We start from the raw sequence: 19,839 nt of genomic DNA on the forward strand, positions 1-19,839 counted from the left end.
CGGCGTCGTCGTGAAGCGGGGTCAGACCTCGCCCGCGGCCAGCCCCTCGCGTGCCGCCCGCGTCGCGGGGTGGATGGCCAGCAGCGGATATCCGGAGGGGCCGAAGGCGCCCGCGAGCCCGGCGGATTCCCGGGCGCGGCAGTGGTCGGCGAGGATCTCGTAGCAGGCCTCGCCGATCAGCTCGACGAGCTCCGACCTGTGCGACTTCCAGATCGCGTCGGCGTGCCCGTGGGCGCCCGGGTCGCCGGTGCAGTACCAGTCGAAGTCCTCGCCGCCGTCGCCCCAGCCGCGGCGGTCGTATTCGGTGATGGTGGTGCGCAGGATCTCGTGGCCGTCGGGGCGGTCCTCGTAGGCCTCCAGGCGGCGGAGGGGGAGCTGCCAGCACACGTCCGGCTTGGCCTTCACGTGGTCGACGCCGTGGGCGGCGGCCCACTGGTGCAGGGCGCAGCCGGCGCCGCCGGGCCAGCCGGCGCGGTTGGCGAAGATGCAGGCGCCGTCGACGACGGGCGTCTTAAGCGCGGGCTCGGGGTTGCCCTCCTCGTCGTCAAGCTCGTCCCACTCCAGCCAGGGCTCCAGCGGCTCGCCCGTGCCGGAGTCGATTTCGCGGAACCAGGCGGTGACGGCCTTCGGCCGGTTCTGCCACCATCCGCTTTCCGACGGCCCGTCCCCGGCGTCGGCCTCCATCGCCCGGACGGTTTTCGTGAGGCGGTCGCGGTCGTCCTCGTCGCAGAGGAACGCGCCGTGGCCGCAGCAGCCGACGTCCGGGTTTCCGGAGTCGATGCCGCGGCAGGCGTCGGTGCCGAACACGCACGAGTACGTGGACAGGAGCCACGTGAGATCGCAGGTGATCGTGTGGTCGGGGTCGTCCGGATCGGTGAATTCGAACCATTCGCGGGGGAAGTCGGGGGCGACCTCCGCCGGCGAAGGCGCGGTTCCGCGTCCGGCGCGGGGGTGGAGCTGATTCACACCGGAACACGGTAGACCGTCTACCCTGAGACACGTGCGATTAGGTGTATTGGACGTTGGCAGCAATACCGTTCATTTGGTGATGGTCGATGCCCGCCGAGGCGGGCACCCCACGCCGATGAGCGATACCAAGTCGACGATGAAGCTGGTCGAGTACCTGGACGACGACAACGATCTGTCGAGGAAGGGCATCGACAAGCTCACGGGCTACGTCGCCGAGGCCAAGGGCCTCGTCGACCAGATGCGGTGCGAGGAAATGATCAGCTTCGCCACCTCGGCCGTCCGCGACGCCCGCAATTCCGACGAAGTCCTGGATCACGTGGAGAAGGAGACCGGCATCCGGCTGGAGATCCTCTCCGGCGAGGACGAGGCGCGATTGACCTTCCTGGCGGTGCGCCGCTGGTACGGCTGGTCCGCCGGGCGCATCGTCAACCTCGACATCGGCGGCGGCTCGCTGGAGCTGACCTCCGGCACCGACGAGGACCCGGATGCGGCGTACTCGCTGCTGCTGGGTGCGGGCCGGCTGACCCACGAATGGTTCGACACCGACCCGCCGGAGCGCAAGAAGATCGACCTGCTGCGCGATTACATCGACGCCGAGCTCGTCGAGCCGGCCCGACATCTGCGCACCCTGGGCGACCCGGACTTGGCCGTGGCGACGTCGAAGACGTTCCGCACCCTGGCTCGCCTCACCGGTGCCGCGCCGAGTTCCGCCGGGCCGCGCGTCAAACGCACGCTCACCGCCCCCGGCCTGCGCCAACTGATCGCCTTCATCTCCCGCATGACCGCCGCCGACCGTGCCGAACTGGAGGGCGTGAGCTCGAATCGCTCGCACCAGATCGTCGCCGGTGCGCTCGTTGCCGAGGCAAGTATGCGAGCATTGGGGATTGAGCAGGTGGAGATTTGCCCGTGGGCGCTGCGAGAGGGCGTGATCCTGCGCCGACTCGACAGCAATCTGTACGGAAAGGGATGAGATGAGCGAGGAAAAGCTCACCGTTGCCGAGTTGCTGGCGCGCCGTGAAAAGGAACGGGGCGACTCCGCCGCGTCCGAGGATCGCCCGCGCCGCCGGCGCCGCAGCCTGGAGGAAGGCGGCGTCTCCGTCGCCGAACTGACGGGCGGGATCCCGCGCGTCAAGGCCGCCGGGCCGCGGCGCGGCGCCCATGCCGTGGTCGAGGACGAGGATCGCGACGACCGGCACGCGGCCCGACCCGCCGAAGCGGCGGAGTCCGCCGAGGCCACCGAGGCCGCCGAGGTTTCGGCGACCGAGGAGGCTGCGGCCGCGGAGGAGCGCGTCGCCGAGCGGGCGCCGCAGCCCGTGGAAGAGCCCGCCGCCGAAGCGCCCGTCGCCGAGGAACCTGTTGCGGACGAACCCGCCGCCGAGGTCGCGGACGAGCCCGTGGCCGAGGAGCCCGAGTACGAGTACGTTCACGAGCCGGTTGCCGAGCGGGCCACCGAACGCGCTCCGGAGCCGCCGGCCGAGGAGCCGGTTGTCGAGGCCCCGGTTGATGAAGTGCCGGTTGATGAGGCGCCGGCCGAGGAGCCGGTCGCCGAGGTTCCCGCGGAGGAGCCGGTCGTCGCAAAGCCCGCCCCGGAACGCGTCGCCGAGCCCGAGCCCGCCGAGACCCGCGATCCGTTCGCGGTCCCGCAGGCCGTCCCCGTCGACCCGCGCCCGGTGATGGCCAACGACGAGACCGGCGAGATCACCTTCACGTTCACCAAATTCCACGATGCCCGCACGGCCAGCCGGCCCGTCGCCGACATCGGCCCGGTGGCCCGCGAGGTTCTCCAGGGCTCGATGGCCTACGACGACCGTCCGACGAACATCCTCCCGGTGATCGACGACGGCGAGGGCTACCGCGACGACCGCGGGGACGAGCCGTCGCCGGCCTCCGCCAAGACGTCGGAGTTCACCCGGGTCGACGGCGAGTCCGACGATCGCGCCTTCGACGGTTCCGCCATCGCGGGCACCGGCGCCGCGGGCGGTGCCGCCGCCATGGCCGACCACGTCGACGACGTGCCCGCGGCCTACCGCGAACGCGAGCGGGAGCATGCGGAGCACCAGGTCGGGGCCGACGCCTTCGACGGCCCCGATCACGAGGACGCCGAGGCCACCCGCGCCTTCGACGGGTCGTCGCTGACCGACGAGCGCTACGACGACGCACGGTACGACGATGCGCCCTACGACGACGAGCGCTACGACGATCGCCATGACGATGCGCGCTACGACGACGAGCGATACGACGACCGCCGTGACGACGCCCGGTACGCGGACGAGGACTTCGGCGAGGACCGGCGCCGCGATGCCGCGGACTTCGACGGTGACCCGGCGACCGCCGAGGCTCCGGCCGTGCCGGAGTCGGGTGCGACGAAGAAGTCCCGCGACGACTACGCCGAGGACAACTCGCTGAGCATCGGCCTGCTGATCGCCCAGACCGTCGTCGGCCTGCTCATCGGCGGCCTCGTCTTCGCGCTCTTCACGTTCCTGTGGGTGAGCCTCCCGGTGCCGGTCGTCGCCGTCATCGCGGTGGTCTTCGCGCTGGGGCTCGTCGTCGCCGTCAACCTCGTCCGCCGCGAACGAGACCGACTGACCCCGATCCTCGCAGGCATCGTCGGCCTGGTCGTTTCCTTCGCGCCGTACGTGATCACTTTGCTGTGATCGCCCGCCGGGGGCGGCGTCGCCCCCGGTGCCCCGCAAGCGCCCCTCCCCGGTTAGCCAAGGAGGGGCGCTTTTGGCACACTGGCCTCCCATGACACGAATTGCGGTTATCGGCGGAGGAAAGATCGGCGGCGCCCTCATCGGCGGCCTCATCGACGGCGGAGTGGACCCCAAGTGCATCTACCTGGTGCAGCGGTCGCCCGAGCGTCGCAAGGCGCTGCGGGACATGTACGGCATCGTCGACGCCGATGACGCCGAGCAGGCCGTGGACGGCGCCGACGTCGTGTTCCTGTGCGTGAAGCCGCACGGCATCGTGCCGCTGCTGGAGGAGATCTCCGGGGTCATCGACGAGGGCGAGGGCGACACCGTCGTGGCGTCCATGGCCGCGGGCATCACCCTCGACGAGCTGGAGTCCGTCTGCGCCGTCGGGACGCCCGTCCTGCGCGTCATGCCCAACACCCCGATGCTCGTGGGCCGGGGCGTCAACGCCATCGCCCCGGGCCGCTTCGCCAACGACGACCACGTCGATCAGGTCCGCTCGCTGCTGGAGAAGGTCGGCCACGTCGAGGTCGTCGAGGAGAAGCAGATGGACGCCGTCACCGCGGTGTCCGGCTCCGGCCCCGCGTACTTCTTCCAGTTCGTCGAGGCCATGGTCGACTCGGGCGTGACGCTGGGCCTCAAGCGCGATCAGGCGCAGCGCCTGGCCACCGCCACCGCCCTGGGCGCCGCGGAGATGATGATGGCGGAGGGCGCCGACCCGGTGAACCTGCGCGCCGACGTCTCCTCGCCCGGCGGCACCACCGCCGCCGCGACGAGCACCTTCGAGGAGGAGGGCCTGCGCCGCGCGGTCATCCGCGCCATGCGCGCCTGCCACGACAAGTCCGCGTCGATGGGCCGCCCGGCCGGCAAGTCTTCCGGCAAATCCTCCGGCAAGTGAGCGGACCCGACCCGTCGTCAAGCGGGACCGGGTAGGAGATCTGCGGCCTCGCGCCGCACGCACCGCCCCCGACCGCCCCACCCCGGCGAAAAACGCCGGACCGAGCCCTCCCGCCCCCGCGGGAGGGTTTTCGCAGTTGAAGGGTGGCGCGGGGCGGTTTCCACCTGCCCGGGTGTTCCGACAACAACAGTAACGGTCGCCCCATTCGCGCCCTTGTATCGCATTGGCACCACCGATAACGGTAGGGTTTAAGAAGCAACCGCGTGTTCACAGTCTCTGCAGGAGGGGAAGCCTGCAGCGCGCGGAGTGCGCTGAAGGGAATGCGATTATGACGAATGCCGAGAACGGGACGTTTCTGACGGTGGCCGAGGTCGCCGAGATCATGCGGGTGTCCAAGATGACCGTGTACCGCCTGGTCCACGCCGGCGAGCTGCCTGCCGTGCGCGTCGGACGCTCCTTCCGCGTCCACGAGAGCGCGGTGAAGACGTACCTCGACTCGTCCTTCTACGACGCCGGGTAGGCCATCCGACGGGTCGTCCGCCGCGTTTCGCGCAGGGTGGCGGGTGAGGGGCGTTTGACCCCGGCACCCGGCTCCCCGCTATGATTGACCCGATTGGCGCCCGATGCGCCCCATGATTCGCCCCCGCACCCCGCGGAGGTAGCGCCCGGGGCATTGCGTCGGACGCGATAACCAGCACAGAAGTCAACGAATAGCGAGGTCGAGCCGATGGGTTCCGTCATCAAGAAGCGCCGCAAGCGCATGTCGAAGAAGAAGCACCGCAAGATGCTCCGACGCACCCGAGTCCAGCGCCGGAAGCTCGGCAAGTAGGTCCCGCGGCGGGTTTCCCGCCCCGAGGGCCCGCGACGCCCGCCCCACCACGCGTGGGGCGGGCGTTTCGGCGTTCCGGGGAGGGCTCCCGGTATCGTCGGGGGCATGATTCCGGAACCGGACCTCGAGTTCGTCGAGGACACGTGGTTCCCCGCCCTGACCCCGCTGCACGACCATTGGTTCCGCGTGGAATTGCACGGCGGGGAGCGCATCCCCGCCGACGGCCCCACGATGATCGTGGCCAACCATTCGGGCAACCTGCCCGTCGACGCGCTGATGGCCCAGCTGTCGCTGCACCGCGCGTCGGGGCGGCTGATGCGACTGTTGGCCGGTGACGTGGCGTTTTCCCTGCCCATCGTGTCCGAGCTGGCCACGATGGTGGGCGCGGTGCGCGCCAGCCGCGACGCCGCCGGCGACCTGCTGCGCGCCGGAGAGATGGTCGGCGTGTTCCCCGAGGGCTACCGCGGCCTGGGCAAGCCGTACACCGAGCGGTACCAGCTGCAGGCGTTCGGCCGCGGCGGATTCGCGGCGACGGCGCTGCGCCACGGGGCGACGATCGTGCCCGTGGCCATCACCGGCGCGGAGGAGATCTACCCGCAGCTGGGCGCGGTGTTCCGCGGGTCGGCGCTGCTGGGCGCCGAGGGCATGAAGACGTCCAACATCGGCCGCGCCGAGGGCGCCGCGCCCGTGGACGAGGCCCTGGAGTCCCTGGTCCTGGGCGTGGCCGACGTGCTCGCGGAGGGCGCGTCGACGCCGCTGAAGGACCTGCCGGCCTGGCTGGTCGGCGCGGAGGGCGCCGCCGAACGGAAGGTGTTGCTGGAGCTGGTGCGCGACGTGGTGCTGTCCGTCGCCCGCGGCCTGGGCATCCCCTACATCCCGACGACGCCGTTCTTCCCGTGGCTCGGCGTGGCGGGCGCGGTGCCGTTGCCGTCGAAGTGGCGGATCGACGTCCTCGACCCCATCGATCCCCGCGACTGGGCCGAGGGCTACCGCGGCGGGTTCATGGAGGACCCCGCGCCGGGGGCCGGCGGCGGCGTGCCCGGCCCCGTTGCGCTTCACGACGACCCGGTGTCGGTGCTGGGGCTGTCCGGCGAGGTCAAGGGGCGCATCCAGTCCACGCTGCTGAAGAACCTGCGGGACCGCAGGAGCGCCTTTTACTGAGGGGGCGGGCGCGGACTGCCGCTGATCCGGGCGCCGGCCGATTGCCGTGCCGCCGCCCGCCTACCGAGTGGCCGTCGCCTACCGGCCGCGCGACCGCAGACCGTTCCAGGCCAGGTACCCGCCGGCCGCCGTCGCGCCGACGCCGGAGGCGAGCCCACCCCACCGGGCGGCGGTGAACATGGTGTGGCGCAGCTTCCGGTAATCGCGGATCGACCAGCCGCGCTCCTCCGCGATGCGGCGCAGCCGCCGGTCGGGGTTGACGGCGACGGCCGACCCCACCATCGACAACATGGGCACGTCGTTGGCGGAGTCCGAGTATGCGGTACAGCGGGACAGGTCGAGGCCCGAGGACGCGGACAGCGCCGCGACGGCGTGTTTCTTGCCCGGGCCGTGGAGGATGTCGCCGACCAGGCGGCCGGTGAACGCGCCGCCCTCGACCTCGGCGACGGTGCCCAGGGCGCCGGTGAGCCCCAGCCGCTTCGCGATGACCTGCGCCAGCTGCACCGGCGCGGCGGTCACCAGCCAGACCTCCTGACCCGCCTGCAGGTGCAGGTTCGCCAGCTCGCGGGTGCCCGCGTAGACGCGGTCGCCGATGATCTCGTCGAAGATCTCCTCGGCCATGGCCACGGTCTCGTCGACGTCGTGGCCCTTGATGAAGGCCAGCGCCTGCTCGCGCGTGTCCGCGATGTCGACGGCGTCCTCGGAACCGGACACCCGGAACTTGATCTGCTTCCACAGCATCCCGGCCAGTTCGCGGTAGTCGAAGAAGCCGCGGCGGGCCAGGCCCGCGCCGAAAAGGAAGATCGACGCACCCTGGACCAGCGTGTTGTCGACGTCGAAGAAGGCCGCGGCGCCATTGTCCTGGGGGATGTCCGGATGCGGGTCCGAGAGCCGTTCCCGCCCGCCCGCGGATTCCGCGGCGCCGTGGACGGATCGGTAGCCGACCAGCAGTTCGTCGGAGCCGATGCCGTAGACCTCGCTCATCGCGGTCAGCGCCGCGGCCTCGCCGGCGGCCCGCTGCGATTCCGGGTCGAGGGGTTGCAGCGCCACGGTTTCGAGGAAGTGGCGCACGTTGCCGTGTGACGGCAGCAGTTCCGACAGGATGTCGCCCGGGAGCAGGGACGGCAGGTCGGATCCTGGACTTGGCACTGGGGGTTCCTAAACTTTTGCGGGGTGGCCGCGATTGTTGCGGGTTTGGCCGCCGGTGGGCGGCCCACGGGCCGGACGCCGGTGGGGTTCATCGTATGCTTCCACCGATCACTCCGCCGGGGAGGCCCCGGCGGCGGGCGGCGGGGCCCGGCCGGCCGCCCGCGCACGCAACGAAAGGGGCGCCGACATGTCCGTCGTCACTCTCATGACCCGCGCCACCTGTGGCTCCTGCGCCCGGGTCGAAGCCCAGATCCGCCCGATCGCCGAACGCTTCGGCGCGGAGGTGGAGATCGTCGACGTCGATGCCGGCGACGGGGCCGATGCCGTCGAGTTCGGCGACCGCGTGCCGGTGGTGCTCGTCGACGGCGAGGAAATCGCCTGCTGGGAGATCGACGACGAGGATCTGATCGACGCGCTGCGGTGAAACTCCCGCGATGGGGGTGGGGGCATCGGGGCCCGTGCCCCCGAAACGGCGGTGAATAGGAATCGCGCATCGGGCCCATCGGGGCGCGATGGGGGATGGGCGCGTTTGTGGAATATCCCCGCCACGGTCTACCGTTGGTGAAAATGAGCCCACGGCATGGGCGGGCGCACAACGCCTGTCATGAGCCTAGGGCACGGTGGATCTGGCATCCGCACCGGGGTCGGCGCTTGGCGCCGTCGCCCCGGTTCGCGCCGTTTTCACCTCGATCCAGATCCGCGAAGCGAAGGCGCCGAACCCCGTGTGCGCCACGCGGAAGTCGAGATCCGGCCGCCGATGCGGACGCCGGATGGAGGAGGAACGGATAGCGGTGGTTATGCCGTGAGTGTGCTGCTCGTGGGAATGTCGCACCGATCCGCGCCGGTGTCGTTGCTGGAGCGGGTGTCCGTGGCCGACGCGGACCAGCCCAAGACGCTCGCCCGCCTTCTCTCGGAGGACGCGGTGTCCGAGGCCATGCTGGTCTCCACCTGCAACCGGGTCGAGTACTACGTCGCGGCCCGGGGATTCCACGCCGGCCTGTCGGCCGTCGTGCGCGAGATCGTGGACCGCTCCGGGGTCGACGTCGACGACCTGACGCCGCACCTGTACGTCCGCTACGCCGAGGGCGCCGCGGAGCACATGCTGTCGGTGGCCTCCGGGCTGGATTCGATGGTGCTCGGCGAGCAGCAGATCATCGGCCAGCTCCGCGCCGCCTACCAGGACGCCGACGAATGCGGCGCGGTGGGCCGCACCCTCCACGACCTCGCGCAGCGCGCGCTGCACACCGGCAAGCGCGTGCATTCGGAGACCGGCATCGACGAAGCCGGCGCCTCCATGGTCTCCGTCGCGGTCGACGAGGCCATCCGCGCCATCAACCCCGACTACCAGCCCGGCGACGCCGACGGGCTGGCCGGCCGCCACGCGCTGATCCTCGGCGCGGGAGCCATGAGCTCCCTGGCCGCCACGCACCTGGGCCGGGCGGGCGTCTCGCACATCACCGTCGCCAACCGCACGGTCGACCGCGCCGAGACCCTCGCCGACCATTCCATCGAGGCCGGCATCCCGGCCCGCGGCATCCCCCTCGAGGACTACCGCGACGTGCTGTCCGACGTCGACATCCTGGTCACCGCCACCGGCGCCATGAGCCCCGTGGTCCTCGCCGACGACGTGCGCGACGTCGGCCCGCTGGCCATCGCCGACCTGTCCATGCCGCGCGACGTCGAGGAGGGCGTCGGCGAGCTGCAGGGCATCGCGCTGTTCGACATCGAGCACCTGCAGATGACCTCCACCCGCGAGCTGGGCCGCGACGACGAGGACGCCGCCCGCGCCATCGTCGACGAGGAACTGGAGGGCTACCTGCAGGCGCAGCGCGCCCTCGAGGTCGCGCCGACGGTGAAGGCCCTGCGCGAGAAGGCCGCCGAGGTCGTCTCCGCCGAACTGCTGCGCCTGGAGGCCAAGACCCCGGGACTGTCCGACCGCGAGCGCCAGGAGGTCGGACGGACCGTGCGCCGGGTCGTCGACAAGCTGCTGCACGTGCCGACGATCCAGGTGAAGAAGCTGTCCGGCGAACCCGGCGGCACGTCCTACGCCCAGGCCCTGCAGCGCCTGTTCGACCTTCCGCTGTCCACGCCCCAGGCGCTGTACGCGGACACCGACATCCCCGCCGACCTGATGGTCGGCAACCGCATGGGCCGCATGGGCGGCACCGCGGACATCGACGGCATCATGCGACCCGGAACCGGAGGAAACCGTGGCTGACAACGACATCCAGGGCACCGACACCCAGGGCGCCGATTCGACCGACGGCGTGGCCGGGGACGACCGGCCCGTCATCCGCATCGGCACCCGCGGTTCCGAGCTAGCCACCACGCAGGCCGGCCACGTGCGCGACGCGCTGATCCGCATGGGCCACGACGCCGAGCTGGTGATCGTGAAGACCGAGGGCGACGCCAACCGGCACGACCCGGTGGAGAAGATCGGCATCGGCGTGTTCACCCAGGCCCTGCGCCACGCGCTGCGCGAGGACGTCTGCGACATCGCCGTGCACTCCTTCAAGGACCTGCCGACCGCGCCGGAGGAGGACCTGATCATCGCCGCCGTGCCGGAGCGAGTCGACCCGCGCGAGGTGCTCGTCTCCCGCGGCAACGTGCCGCTGGCCGAGCTGCCGGAGGGCGCCAAGGTGGGCACCTCCGCGCCGCGCCGCGTCTCCCAGCTGCGCTCCGTGCGGCCCGACCTGGACATCCGACCGCTGCGCGGCAACATCGAGACCCGCATGGGCCGCGTCGACGACGACCTCGACGCGGTGGTGCTGGCCCGCGCCGGCCTGGACCGCACCGGCCGGCTCGACCGCGCCGCCGAGTCGCTCGACGTCGACGTGCTCATGCCCGCGCCCGCCCAGGGAGCCCTGGCCGTCGAATGCCGCGCCGCGGACAAGCGCCTGGCGCTGATCCTCGGCCGCCTGGACGACGCCGAGTCGCACGCCCGCGCCCGCGCCGAGCGGATGATCCTGTCCGAGCTGCAGGCCGGCTGCACCGCCCCCGTCGCCGCGCACGCGGTGATCACCGAGGACGGGCAGCTGGAGCTGACCGCCGGCGTATTCGCCCTCGACGGCTCCCGCCGGCTGATCGAATCCGGCGTCGGCGCCCCGGAGGACGCCGAGGAGATCGGCCGCTCCGTCGCCGCGCACCTGCTGGAGCAGGGGGCCCACGACGTCATGGGGGACACCCTGCGTTGACCCCCGGGGCGCCGGGCGCGAACCCGCGCCGCCCCGCGGGCCCGGCCCGCCCCACCCGAACCCGCACAACCCGCCACGAACAACCGAGAAGAAAAGCAACGCCACCACGATGAGCACCCCCCGCACGACGCCCGCCGGACGCATCCTGTTCGTCGGCGCAGGCCCGGGCAACCCGGATCTGCTGACGCTGCGCGCCCGCGAAGTCCTCGCCGGCACTTCCGTCGCCTACGTCGACCCGGACGTGATGCCGGGCGTACGCGAACTCGTCGCCGCTGATCTCCCGGTGCCCGAGGACGTCCTCCGCGAGGCCGAGGAAGCCTACGAGCGCCTGTGCGCCGATGCGAAGGCGTCGGGCTCGCGCCGCAAGCCGCCGCGCCCCGCGCCGCCGACGGCCGCCGACATCCGCGAGCCCGTGGGCGACCCCACGGAGATGAGCCGCGCGCTCGTCGCCGAGGCCCGCCGGGGCCACGACGTCGTCCGCCTGGTCGCGGGCAACCCCCTGACCAGCGACGCCATCCTGGCGGAGATCAACGCCGTGTCGCGCAACAACATCGAGTTCCAGATCGTGCCCGGCATGTCGGTGCCGTCGACGGTCCCCGCCTTCGCGGGCATCGCGCTGGGCTCGACGTACACCGAAACCGACCTCGGCCGCGCCGACGTGGACTGGGACGAGCTGGCCGCCGCGCCGCAGCCGCTGGTGCTGCAGGCGGTGGAGGACGACCTGTCGGCCATCGCCGGCGAGCTGTCGGCCCGCGGTCTGCCGGATTCGATGCCGACGTCCGTCACCGTCCACGGCACCACGCGCCTGCAGCGCACCTACGACGTCACCCTGGGCACGCTGGCGCAGCTGTCGGGCGATCTGTCGGGTCCCCTGGTGGTCACGCTGGGCAAGGGCGTCGACAAGCGCTCCAAGTACAGCTGGTGGGAGAACCGTGCGCTGTACGGCTGGAACGTGCTGGTGCCGCGCGCGAAGGGCCAGGCCGGCCCGATGCGCACGCGCCTGGCCGCCCACGGCGCGATCCCGATCGAGGTGCCCACCATCTCCATCGAGCCGCCGCGCAGCCCCGCCCAGATGGAGCGCGCGGTCAAGGGCCTGGTCGACGGTCGCTACCAGTGGGTGGTGTTCACGTCCGTCAACGCGGTCAACGCGGTGTGGGACAAGTTCGTCGAGTTCGGCCTGGACGCGCGGTCGTTCGCGGGCGTGCGCATCGCCGCAGTCGGGCACAAGACCGCGGAGGCGATCCGCGAGCTGGGCATCACCCCGGAGCTGCTTCCCGACGAGGCCCGCCAGAACGCCGCCGGCGTCGTGGAGGTGTTCCCCGAGTTCATCGAGGGCATGGACCCGGTCAACCGGGTGCTGCTGCCGCGGGCGGACATCGGCACGGACGTCCTGGTCGACGGCCTGATGGACCTGGGCTGGGAGGTCGACGACGTCACCGCCTACCGCACGGTGCGCGCCGCCCCGCCGAGCGCCGAGATCCGCGACATGATCAAGACCGGCGGTTTCGACGCCGTGTGCTTCACGTCCGGTTCGACGGTGAAGAACCTGGTCGGCATCGCCGGCAAGCCGCACGCGCGCACGATCATCGCCTGCATCGGCCCGATGGCCGCGGCGACCGCCCGCGAGTACGGCCTGCGCGTCGACGTCATGCCCGAGCGCGCCGGCATCACCGACCTGGTGGATGCCCTGGCCGAGCACGTCGCGCACCTGCGCGCCGCCGGCCAGCTGCCGCCGCCGCGCAAGAAGCGCCGCAAGCGCGCCTCCGAGGGCAAGGCCGCGCGGGCCGCGGCGGAGTCGCTTGCCGACGGCCCGGCGAACAACTCCGAGACGGCCGGGGAGTAGGCGGGGCCGGGCCGGGGAGGGGCGCCTCCGGCGCGGGCGAGGCGCGCATCGCGTGCCCCCGCGACGGAGCCCGACCCCGGTGCCCGTTTCCCGGCGGGCGACCGTACCCTGGGGGCATGACGGAATCCCGCACCCCCTCAGCCGACGTCCCAGCCCCGATCCGCAGGCCGCGCCGCCTGCGCTCTTCCCCCGTGATGCGGCGGATGACGGCGGAGACGTCGCTGACTGTCGATGATCTGATCCTGCCCATGTTCGTGGCCGACGGCCTGGACGAGCCCCGCCCGATCTCGTCGCTGCCCGGCGTTTCGCAGCACACGGAGGACTCGCTGGTCCGCGCGGTCGAGGAGGCCGCGGAGCTGGGGATCCCCAGCGTCGACCTGTTCGGCGTGCCGCTGGATTCGGACAAGGACGGCGAGGGCGCGTGCTCGTGGCGGGAGGACGGCGTGCTCAACCGGGCGCTGGCCCGCCTGCGCCGCGAGTTCGGCGACGACGTGCTGATCATGGCCGACACCTGCCTGGACGAGTTCACCGATCACGGGCACTGCGGCGTGCTGCGCCGCGACCGGTGGGGCCGCACGATCGTCGACAACGACGCGACGCTGGCCAACTACGCCCGCATGGCCGTGGCGCAGGCCGACGCCGGCGCCCACATCGTGTCGCCGTCCGGGATGATGGACGGCCAGATCGAGGCCATCCGCGCCGCGCTGGACGCCGCGGGCCACGTGGACGTGGCCATCATGGCGTACTCGGCGAAGTACGCGTCGGCGTTCTACGGCCCGTTCCGCGAGGCCGTCGGCAGCTCGCTGGAGGGTGACCGCCGCACGTACCAGCAGGACCCGGCCAACCGCCGCGAGAGCCTGCTGGAGGTCGAGCTCGACATCGCCGAGGGCGCCGACTTCGTCATGGTCAAGCCCGCGATGGCGTACCTGGACATCGTCCGCGAGGTCGCCGACATGTCGCCGGTGCCGGTCGCCGCGTACCAGGTGTCGGGCGAGTACGCGATGATCCACGCGGCCGCCAACAACGGCTGGATCGACCTGGAGGGGGCGATGATGGAGTCCGTGCTGGGCATCCACCGCGCCGGCGCGGAGCAGGTGCTGACGTACTTCGCGGTCGACGTCGCCAGGAAGCTCCGCGGGCGATGACGGACCGGCCCGAACCCCCGCAGCAGATCCTCGGCGCGTGGCAGGCGTGGCTGGTGACGTGCGTCCTGCAGGTCGCCGGCGCGCTGACCACCCTGGCGATCATCTTGCTCGACCCCGGCGCGCTGCTGGAGGTGCCGGGTCTCGGGGGCCGGGCCGTCGGCGATTCGCTTCCGGAGCTGTCCGCGGACGACACGATCATGGTGGGGCGGCATATGGCGGTGTACAACATGTTGTTCACCGTCGCCTGCGCGGGGGTCTTCGCCTTCCTGGCGTACCGCATGCGCGCGGGCGCGAAGTGGGCGCGGTTCATTCTGGTGGCGGGGTCGGCGTTGCTGTTCGCCCGGATGCTCGTCGTGTTCATCGGCGGCCCGGTGGGGCCGTGGGCGATGGCCCCGGTTCCCCTGTGGCTCGCCGACGGGGCGCTGGCCATCGCGTCGGCGACCGCGGCGGGCGCGGCGGTGATATTGGCGTCCGGCCGCTGCGCCATGGAGTATTTTGGCCTCGGAGGAGACGATTCCGGCGGTGGGCCGGGATCTGCGCCGGGCCGGGGAGCGCGGCGCGGTGGCGGAAAGGATGGCGGGGATGGCCGCTGACGTACGGGCCGGCCGTCCGGCGTGGTTGCTCACGCTGGTCGGCGGGGCGATCGCGCAGGCCGTGGTGGGCATGCTGCTGCTCGCCGGCGACCGCACGGGCATCCGCCCGGAGGTGGCGCGCGACGTCGTCATCGTCGGGGTGCTGGGCATCGCCGTGGCGGCCCTCGTCGCCGTGCTCGCCCCGTCCGCGGGATCGTCGAAGGTGGTCCGCAGGGTGCTCATCGGCGCCGTCGCGCTGATCACGTTCGCCTCGCTGGCGGGCATCGTGGCCCTGGCCGTGACGCCGTGGACCGCCGTGCCCGCGGGCGTCATGATCATCGGCCTGGTCCTGCTGTTCGGCGGCATCAAGTCGGCGGAAGGGGGCGCCGGGCGATGAGCTCGTCTTCCCGACCGCGGAACTGCACCGCCGCGCCCGGAGAGCCGTCCGCGAGCGCCCCGGACGCGAAACGCGGGCCCAGCCCGGCGTCGGCGGCTCCGGCCGATGCCGGCGTGCGCGCCGATTCCCGGTCCGCCGCGACCCCGGAGCAGGACAGGGCGCGCGACCTGCGCGAGACCGATGAACGGGTCACCCGCGCCATCGACGAGGCCAAGGCCGCCGCCGCGTGGCTGCATTCCTCGCGGCGCCGCGACGACGACGAGAGCCTGCACCAGCGCCTGGCGCGGCGCACCGGCGCCGGGCTGACGTCCTACGGCCTGGTCCTGGAGGGCCTGGATTCGGCGTTGGCGGCGGATGAGGCGGAGCGCATTCTCGACGGGTTCCCCGGGGTCCGGGCCACCGTCGTCTATTCGCCGGGCCGCGCGTGGATCACCGCCCCCGACGACGTCGCACCCGACGTGCTCATCGCCGCGCTGGCGGAGCACGGCATCGGCGCGTACCTGACCCGCAATTCACTGCGCCGCCGGGCGACCCGGCTGGACGCCGCGCCGCGCCGTCGCCCGGCCGTGCCCGCCGCCGCGCAGCAGATGTCGGAGGCGCGGATCCGCCGTCGTGAAGCGGCATTGCGCGCGGAAGGCTCCAACGAGGTGCTCTTCACCGCCCGGGCCCTGGTGACCCGGACGCGGTTCATCGTGTCGCTGCTGCTGAGCATCCCGGTGCTGGTGCTGTCGCTGTACGTCCCGTGGCAGTTCCCCGGCTGGCAGTGGATGTGCCTGGGGCTGACCACGATCGTGGCGCTGTGGGGCGGCTGGCCGTTCCACCGGGCGATGGCGGCGTCGATGCGCAGGCGCATGTCGGCGCTCGACGGCGCCAGCGCCGTCGCCATTTTGGCCGGGTGGGTCTGGTCCGCGGGCGAGATCTTCCTCGGCGAGGCCGGGAAGATCGGCTTCACGACGTCGCCGACGTGGTTCGCCTTCAACTACGAGCGGGGGGCTCCGGCGGAGCTCTTCCTCGACGTGGCCTGCGGCGTGACCGTGCTGCTGCTGGCGGGGCGGTTGGCCACCCGGTACAACCGCGTGCGCACGGGCGCGGCCATGAACGTGCTGCGCATTCCCGCGGACCGCAACGTCACCGTGGTGCGCAAGGCGGGCAAGGCCGCGAAGCCCGAGAAGCGGCGCGTGCCCGTGGCCGAATTGAACATCGGCGAGGACGTGCTGGTGCCCCCGGGGCAGGTCATCCCCGTCGACGGCGTCGTCGTCGGCGGCGCCTCGCGCGTCGACTCCCGCGTGGTCGGCGGCGGCAGCGAGCCGAAGGACGTCAAAGTCAACTCCCGCGTGTGGGCCGGGTCGATGAACCTGGACCAGAAGCTGAAGGTCCGCGTCTCGCGCACCGGTTCCAAGACCCGCGCGGCGGCCATCCAGAAGTGGCTGCAGACCGCCATCCACGAAGAGGACGTCGCCCACCAGACGGCCGTGCGCTCGGCGTCGGTCCTGGTGCCGTGGACGATGCTGCTGGCCCTGGTGGCCTTCGGCATCTGGTGGCTGGTCTCCGGCGGCGCGGGCGGCGCGTTCGCGGTGGCGCTGGCGATCCTCATCGGCATCGCTCCCGTGGCCCTGGCCATGTCGACCTCGACGGCGCTGCGCATCGGCATCCTCTACGCCGCCGAACGGGGCCTGCTCATCCACGATGCGGAGGCGTTCCGCTCGCTGGCCGCCGCGGATTCGGTGATGTTCAACCGCGTCGGCACGCTGACGGCGGGGGAGATGCACGTGCTGCAGGTGCAGGCGGCGAAGGGCGAGAACCCCGAGCTGATCCTGCGCGTGGCGGGCGCGCTGATGATGGAGAGCGACCACCCGGTTTCGGCCGCCATCGTGCGCGCGTGCCGCGTCTCGCGCGACGCCGGATCCGGCGGCGGGGACGTCCCGCACTGGATCGACGTGCACCACGTCGAAGTCGACGCGGATGGCGCGTTCATCGGACAGGCGGAATTGCCGGTGTCCACCTCCGACGGCGACGTCGAAATGCGGTTCGTCGAGGCCAGCCTCTGGCGCCCCCGCGACATGTCCGCCCTCGACGAGCGGATGGCCGTCGCCGCCCTCGGCGGCGGCACGCCCCTGGTGATCAGCTGGCGCGGCAAGGTCCGCGGCGTCATCACCGTCGGCGAGGACATCAAGCCCGATGCCGTCGAGGCGATCGACGAGCTGGAGGACATGGGCGTCGACACCATCATGATCACCCGCGACACGTACCCCGTGGCCCGGCGTTTCGCCGACCGCCTGGGCATCTCGCGGGTGTACGCCGGCATCGTCCCCGGCCGCAAGGCGGCCGCCGTGCGCGGCGTCCACGCCGGCGGTGAGACGGTGGTCATGGTCGGCGGCTCCGACGTCGCCGAATGCCTGCGCGTCGCCGACGTCGGGGTGCTCATGGACGCCGACGCCGGCGTGGAGGACCTCGAGATCGAGGAGTCGGACGTGGTGTCGCTGCGTTCGGCGGTCCGGTCCGTCCCGGAGGCGATCTCGCTGGCGCGCGTGGTCACCCGCACGATGTCCGCCAACATCATCTCCGCCTGGACGTACAACATCGCGGTGCTGGCGCTGTCCGTCGCCGGCGTGCTGCATCCGCTCGTGGCCTCGGTGCTGATGGTCGTGTCCGGCCTGTGGATCGAATGGCGTTCGCGCCGCCTCGGCCGGATCATGGGCCGCAGCGGCCATCCGCCCCGCCCGGGCCAGTCGCGCCGCCGCGCGCTGCGGGCCGCGGACCACGGCTGAGGTCGCCGGAGGGGGAGACGGCCCCGCTCCCTCAACTCCGCCCGCTCCCTTCATCGCGCTCCCACCCCCGACACGGGGCGGGGGCGGGTGCCCGCGCCGCCGCGGCGTTTCCCTACGATGGGCGGCGTGAACACACCCCAGCGGACCTCAAATCAGCAGACCGAAAACTCCGCGCGCCTCTTCGACGGCGCCCGCGCGGTGACGCCGGGCGGAGTCAATTCCCCGGTGCGCGCGTTCGGCTCGGTCGGGGGCACGCCCCGCTTCATCGAGTCGGCCAAGGGCTCGCGCCTCGTCGACGCCGACGGCAACGAGTACGTCGACCTCGTGTGCTCCTGGGGCCCGATGCTGATGGGCCACGCCCACCCGGCCGTCGTCGAGGCCGTCCGCGAGGCGGCGGGCCGCGGCCTGTCCTTCGGCGCGCCCACGGCGGGCGAGACGGAGCTCGCGCAGGAGATCATCGACCGCACGTCGGTCGAGGAGGTCCGCCTGGTCAACTCCGGCACCGAGGCCACCATGTCGGCGGTGCGCCTGGCCCGCGGCTTCACCGGCCGCGGCAAGGTCGTGAAGTTCGACGGCTGCTACCACGGCCACGTCGATGCGCTGCTGGCCTCGGCCGGCTCGGGCGTCGCCACCTTCGGCCTGCCGGATTCGCCGGGCGTCACCGGCGCGGCGGCGGCCGACACCATCGTCGTGCCCTACAACGACCTGGAGGCGGTGCGACGCGCGTTCGCCGACAATCCGGGCGAGATCGCCTGCGTGATCACCGAGGCCGCCGCGGGCAACATGGGCACCGTCGCCCCGGACGAGGGCTTCAACGCGGAGCTCAAGCGCATCGCCAACGACGATGGCGCGCTGCTGATCCTCGACGAGGTCATGACCGGCTTCCGCACCTCGGCCAAGGGCTGGTACGGCGTCGACGGCGTGGCCGGCGACCTGACCACCTTCGGCAAGGTCGTCTCCGGCGGCCTGCCCGCCGCCGCGTTCGGCGGCCGCCGCGACATCATGGAGCACCTCGCCCCGCAGGGCCCCGTCTACCAGGCCGGCACGCTGTCCGGGAACCCCGTGTCGGTGGCGGCGGGCCTCGCCAGCCTCCGTGCGGCCGACGACGCGGTGTACGCCGCCGTCGCCGCCAACGCCGACCGCATGTCCGCCATCCTGTCCGACGCGCTGACCGCGGAGGGCGTCGCCCACCACATCCAGCGCGCCGCCACGTTCTTCTCCCCGCGCTTCGCGGAGGGCGAGGGCCGCAACTTCGCCGACATGAAGGCCGCGGAGACGTTCCGCTACCCGGCGTTCTTCCACGCCCTGCTGGAAAACGGCGTCTACGCCCCGCCGAGCTGCTTCGAGACGTGGTTCGTGTCCTCCGCCCTCACCGACGCGGACTTCGAGGTCATCGAGTCGGCGGCCCGCGCCGCCGCGAAGGCCGCGGCCGCCGCGACCCCGGAGACCGGCAAGTGACCGGGGGCGGAAACGGGCGCACGCCCGTCCACGCGCCTCGGACCATCGTCCACCTGATCCGCCACGGCGAGGTGCACAACCCGTCGAAGATCCTCTACGGGCGGCTGCCGGGCTACCGGCTGTCGGACCGCGGCCGCGCGATGGCGGTGGCCACCGCCGAGGCGTTCGCCGGGCACGACGTCGCCTACGTCGCGTGCTCGCCGCTGCAGCGCACCCGCGAGACCTGCGAGCCGGTCACCCGCGTCACGGGGCTGGAGCCGGTCATCGACCCCGACGTGCTGGAGGCGGGCAACTCCTTCGAGGGCCTGCACGTGCGCGGCTGGGATTCCGACCTGTGGAACCCGCGCTACTGGCCGCGCCTGCGCCGGCCGGACGTGCCCAGCTGGGGCGAGCCGTACGACGAGATCGCCGACCGCATGTTCAGGGCCATCGACCGCGCCCGCGAGGCCGCGGAGGGGCGGGAGGCGATCATCGTCACCCACCAGCTGTGCGTCGTCGCGGCCGCCCGCCGCGCCCGCGGGCAGCGCCTGGCCCACAACCCGGCGAACCGCCAGTGCGACCTGTCGTCGGTGACGTCGCTGGTCTACCTGGGCGACACCATCGTCGACGTGCGCTATTCCGAGCCCGCCGCGCACCTCTGACGTCCCGATCGGGCCCCACCCGTGATTCGGCGTCGGGGCCCCTCGTTCGTTAGATTGCAGTGGACCCGGAACTTCAAAAGCCGGAACTTCAAAAACCGGAACTTCAAAAGCCCGAGCTCCAC

18 protein-coding genes are annotated in these 19,839 nt (G+C 72.2%); 16 read left to right on the forward strand and 2 right to left on the reverse strand.

Features of this window, described 5'->3' with window-relative positions:
• Window positions 1-21 precede the first annotated feature (21 nt).
• Window positions 22-966: a DUF3109 family protein gene (locus tag CHAN_RS01435; protein WP_290291060.1), complete on the reverse strand. Its 945-nt coding sequence runs from the start codon at window positions 964-966 to the stop codon at window positions 22-24.
• Window positions 967-1,000: 34 nt separating this feature from the next.
• Between CHAN_RS01435 and CHAN_RS01440 the strand changes: the two genes are divergently transcribed.
• The 6 genes from CHAN_RS01440 to CHAN_RS01465 all read left to right on the forward strand — a co-directional run bounded on the left by CHAN_RS01440 (window position 1,001) and on the right by CHAN_RS01465 (window position 6,550).
• Window positions 1,001-1,939 (forward strand): Ppx/GppA family phosphatase, encoded by a 939-nt coding sequence (locus CHAN_RS01440; RefSeq protein WP_082144273.1) that lies wholly within the window; start codon window positions 1,001-1,003, stop codon window positions 1,937-1,939.
• Window position 1,940: 1 nt separating this feature from the next.
• Window positions 1,941-3,623: an Rv0497 family membrane protein gene (locus CHAN_RS01445; RefSeq protein ID WP_290291062.1), complete on the forward strand. Its 1,683-nt coding sequence runs from the start codon at window positions 1,941-1,943 to the stop codon at window positions 3,621-3,623.
• A 91-nt stretch (window positions 3,624-3,714) separates the two neighbouring features.
• The gene (gene proC / locus CHAN_RS01450) at window positions 3,715-4,560 is read left to right on the forward strand and encodes a pyrroline-5-carboxylate reductase (RefSeq protein WP_290291064.1); all 846 of its coding nucleotides are present in this window, start codon (window positions 3,715-3,717) and stop codon (window positions 4,558-4,560) included.
• Between the two features lie 328 nt (window positions 4,561-4,888).
• On the forward strand, window positions 4,889-5,080 hold the full coding sequence (locus CHAN_RS01455; protein WP_035120050.1) for a helix-turn-helix domain-containing protein: 192 nt from the start codon (window positions 4,889-4,891) through the stop codon (window positions 5,078-5,080).
• Between the two features lie 207 nt (window positions 5,081-5,287).
• A complete protein-coding gene (locus CHAN_RS01460; protein WP_003855542.1) occupies window positions 5,288-5,389 on the forward strand; it encodes a 30S ribosomal protein bS22 in 102 nt (33 codons plus the stop codon).
• 105 nt (window positions 5,390-5,494) lie between these two features.
• Complete coding sequence (locus CHAN_RS01465) at window positions 5,495-6,550, forward strand: lysophospholipid acyltransferase family protein (protein ID WP_290291066.1); 1,056 nt, start codon at window positions 5,495-5,497, stop codon at window positions 6,548-6,550.
• Window positions 6,551-6,628: 78 nt separating this feature from the next.
• Here CHAN_RS01465 and CHAN_RS01470 read toward each other — a convergent pair whose 3' ends face one another.
• Window positions 6,629-7,699 (reverse strand): HAD family hydrolase, encoded by a 1,071-nt coding sequence (locus CHAN_RS01470; RefSeq protein WP_153251433.1) that lies wholly within the window; start codon window positions 7,697-7,699, stop codon window positions 6,629-6,631.
• 187 nt (window positions 7,700-7,886) lie between these two features.
• Between CHAN_RS01470 and CHAN_RS01475 the strand changes: the two genes are divergently transcribed.
• The 10 genes from CHAN_RS01475 (at window position 7,887) to CHAN_RS01520 (ending at window position 19,717) form a co-directional block, all read left to right on the forward strand.
• Complete coding sequence (locus CHAN_RS01475; RefSeq protein WP_048739993.1) at window positions 7,887-8,123, forward strand: glutaredoxin family protein; 237 nt, start codon at window positions 7,887-7,889, stop codon at window positions 8,121-8,123.
• A gap of 378 nt (window positions 8,124-8,501) precedes the next feature.
• Window positions 8,502-9,917 carry a glutamyl-tRNA reductase gene (locus CHAN_RS01480; protein WP_377748390.1) on the forward strand — a complete coding sequence of 472 codons (1,416 nt, stop codon included), beginning with the start codon at window positions 8,502-8,504 and terminating at the stop codon, window positions 9,915-9,917.
• Window positions 9,918-9,990: 73 nt separating this feature from the next.
• Window positions 9,991-10,893, forward strand: a complete 903-nt coding sequence (gene hemC / locus CHAN_RS01485) for a hydroxymethylbilane synthase (RefSeq protein ID WP_048740224.1) — start codon at window positions 9,991-9,993, stop codon at window positions 10,891-10,893.
• Between the two features lie 109 nt (window positions 10,894-11,002).
• A complete protein-coding gene (locus CHAN_RS01490) occupies window positions 11,003-12,736 on the forward strand; it encodes a bifunctional uroporphyrinogen-III C-methyltransferase/uroporphyrinogen-III synthase (protein ID WP_290291069.1) in 1,734 nt (577 codons plus the stop codon).
• A gap of 116 nt (window positions 12,737-12,852) precedes the next feature.
• Window positions 12,853-13,881, forward strand: a complete 1,029-nt coding sequence (gene hemB / locus CHAN_RS01495; protein ID WP_290291071.1) for a porphobilinogen synthase — start codon at window positions 12,853-12,855, stop codon at window positions 13,879-13,881.
• Window positions 13,878-14,474 (forward strand): hypothetical protein, encoded by a 597-nt coding sequence (locus CHAN_RS01500; RefSeq protein WP_290291073.1) that lies wholly within the window; start codon window positions 13,878-13,880, stop codon window positions 14,472-14,474. Before hemB ends, CHAN_RS01500 begins: the two co-directional genes overlap by 4 nt.
• On the forward strand, window positions 14,464-14,850 hold the full coding sequence (locus tag CHAN_RS01505) for a hypothetical protein (RefSeq protein WP_290291074.1): 387 nt from the start codon (window positions 14,464-14,466) through the stop codon (window positions 14,848-14,850). The genes CHAN_RS01500 and CHAN_RS01505 overlap by 11 nt, the downstream gene beginning before the upstream one ends.
• Entirely contained in the window at window positions 14,847-17,618 is a 2,772-nt protein-coding gene (locus CHAN_RS01510; RefSeq protein ID WP_290291076.1) for a heavy metal translocating P-type ATPase, read from the forward strand. The genes CHAN_RS01505 and CHAN_RS01510 overlap by 4 nt, the downstream gene beginning before the upstream one ends.
• Before the next feature lie 126 nt (window positions 17,619-17,744).
• The gene (gene hemL, locus CHAN_RS01515) at window positions 17,745-19,076 is read left to right on the forward strand and encodes a glutamate-1-semialdehyde 2,1-aminomutase (protein WP_275042079.1); all 1,332 of its coding nucleotides are present in this window, start codon (window positions 17,745-17,747) and stop codon (window positions 19,074-19,076) included.
• Window positions 19,073-19,717, forward strand: a complete 645-nt coding sequence (locus tag CHAN_RS01520; protein ID WP_048740005.1) for a histidine phosphatase family protein — start codon at window positions 19,073-19,075, stop codon at window positions 19,715-19,717. The genes hemL and CHAN_RS01520 overlap by 4 nt, the downstream gene beginning before the upstream one ends.
• The last annotated feature ends 122 nt before the right edge of the window (window positions 19,718-19,839 follow it).

Origin of the sequence: Corynebacterium hansenii (assembly GCF_030408795.1) — a bacterium.
GTDB lineage: Bacteria > Actinomycetota > Actinomycetes > Mycobacteriales > Mycobacteriaceae > Corynebacterium > Corynebacterium hansenii.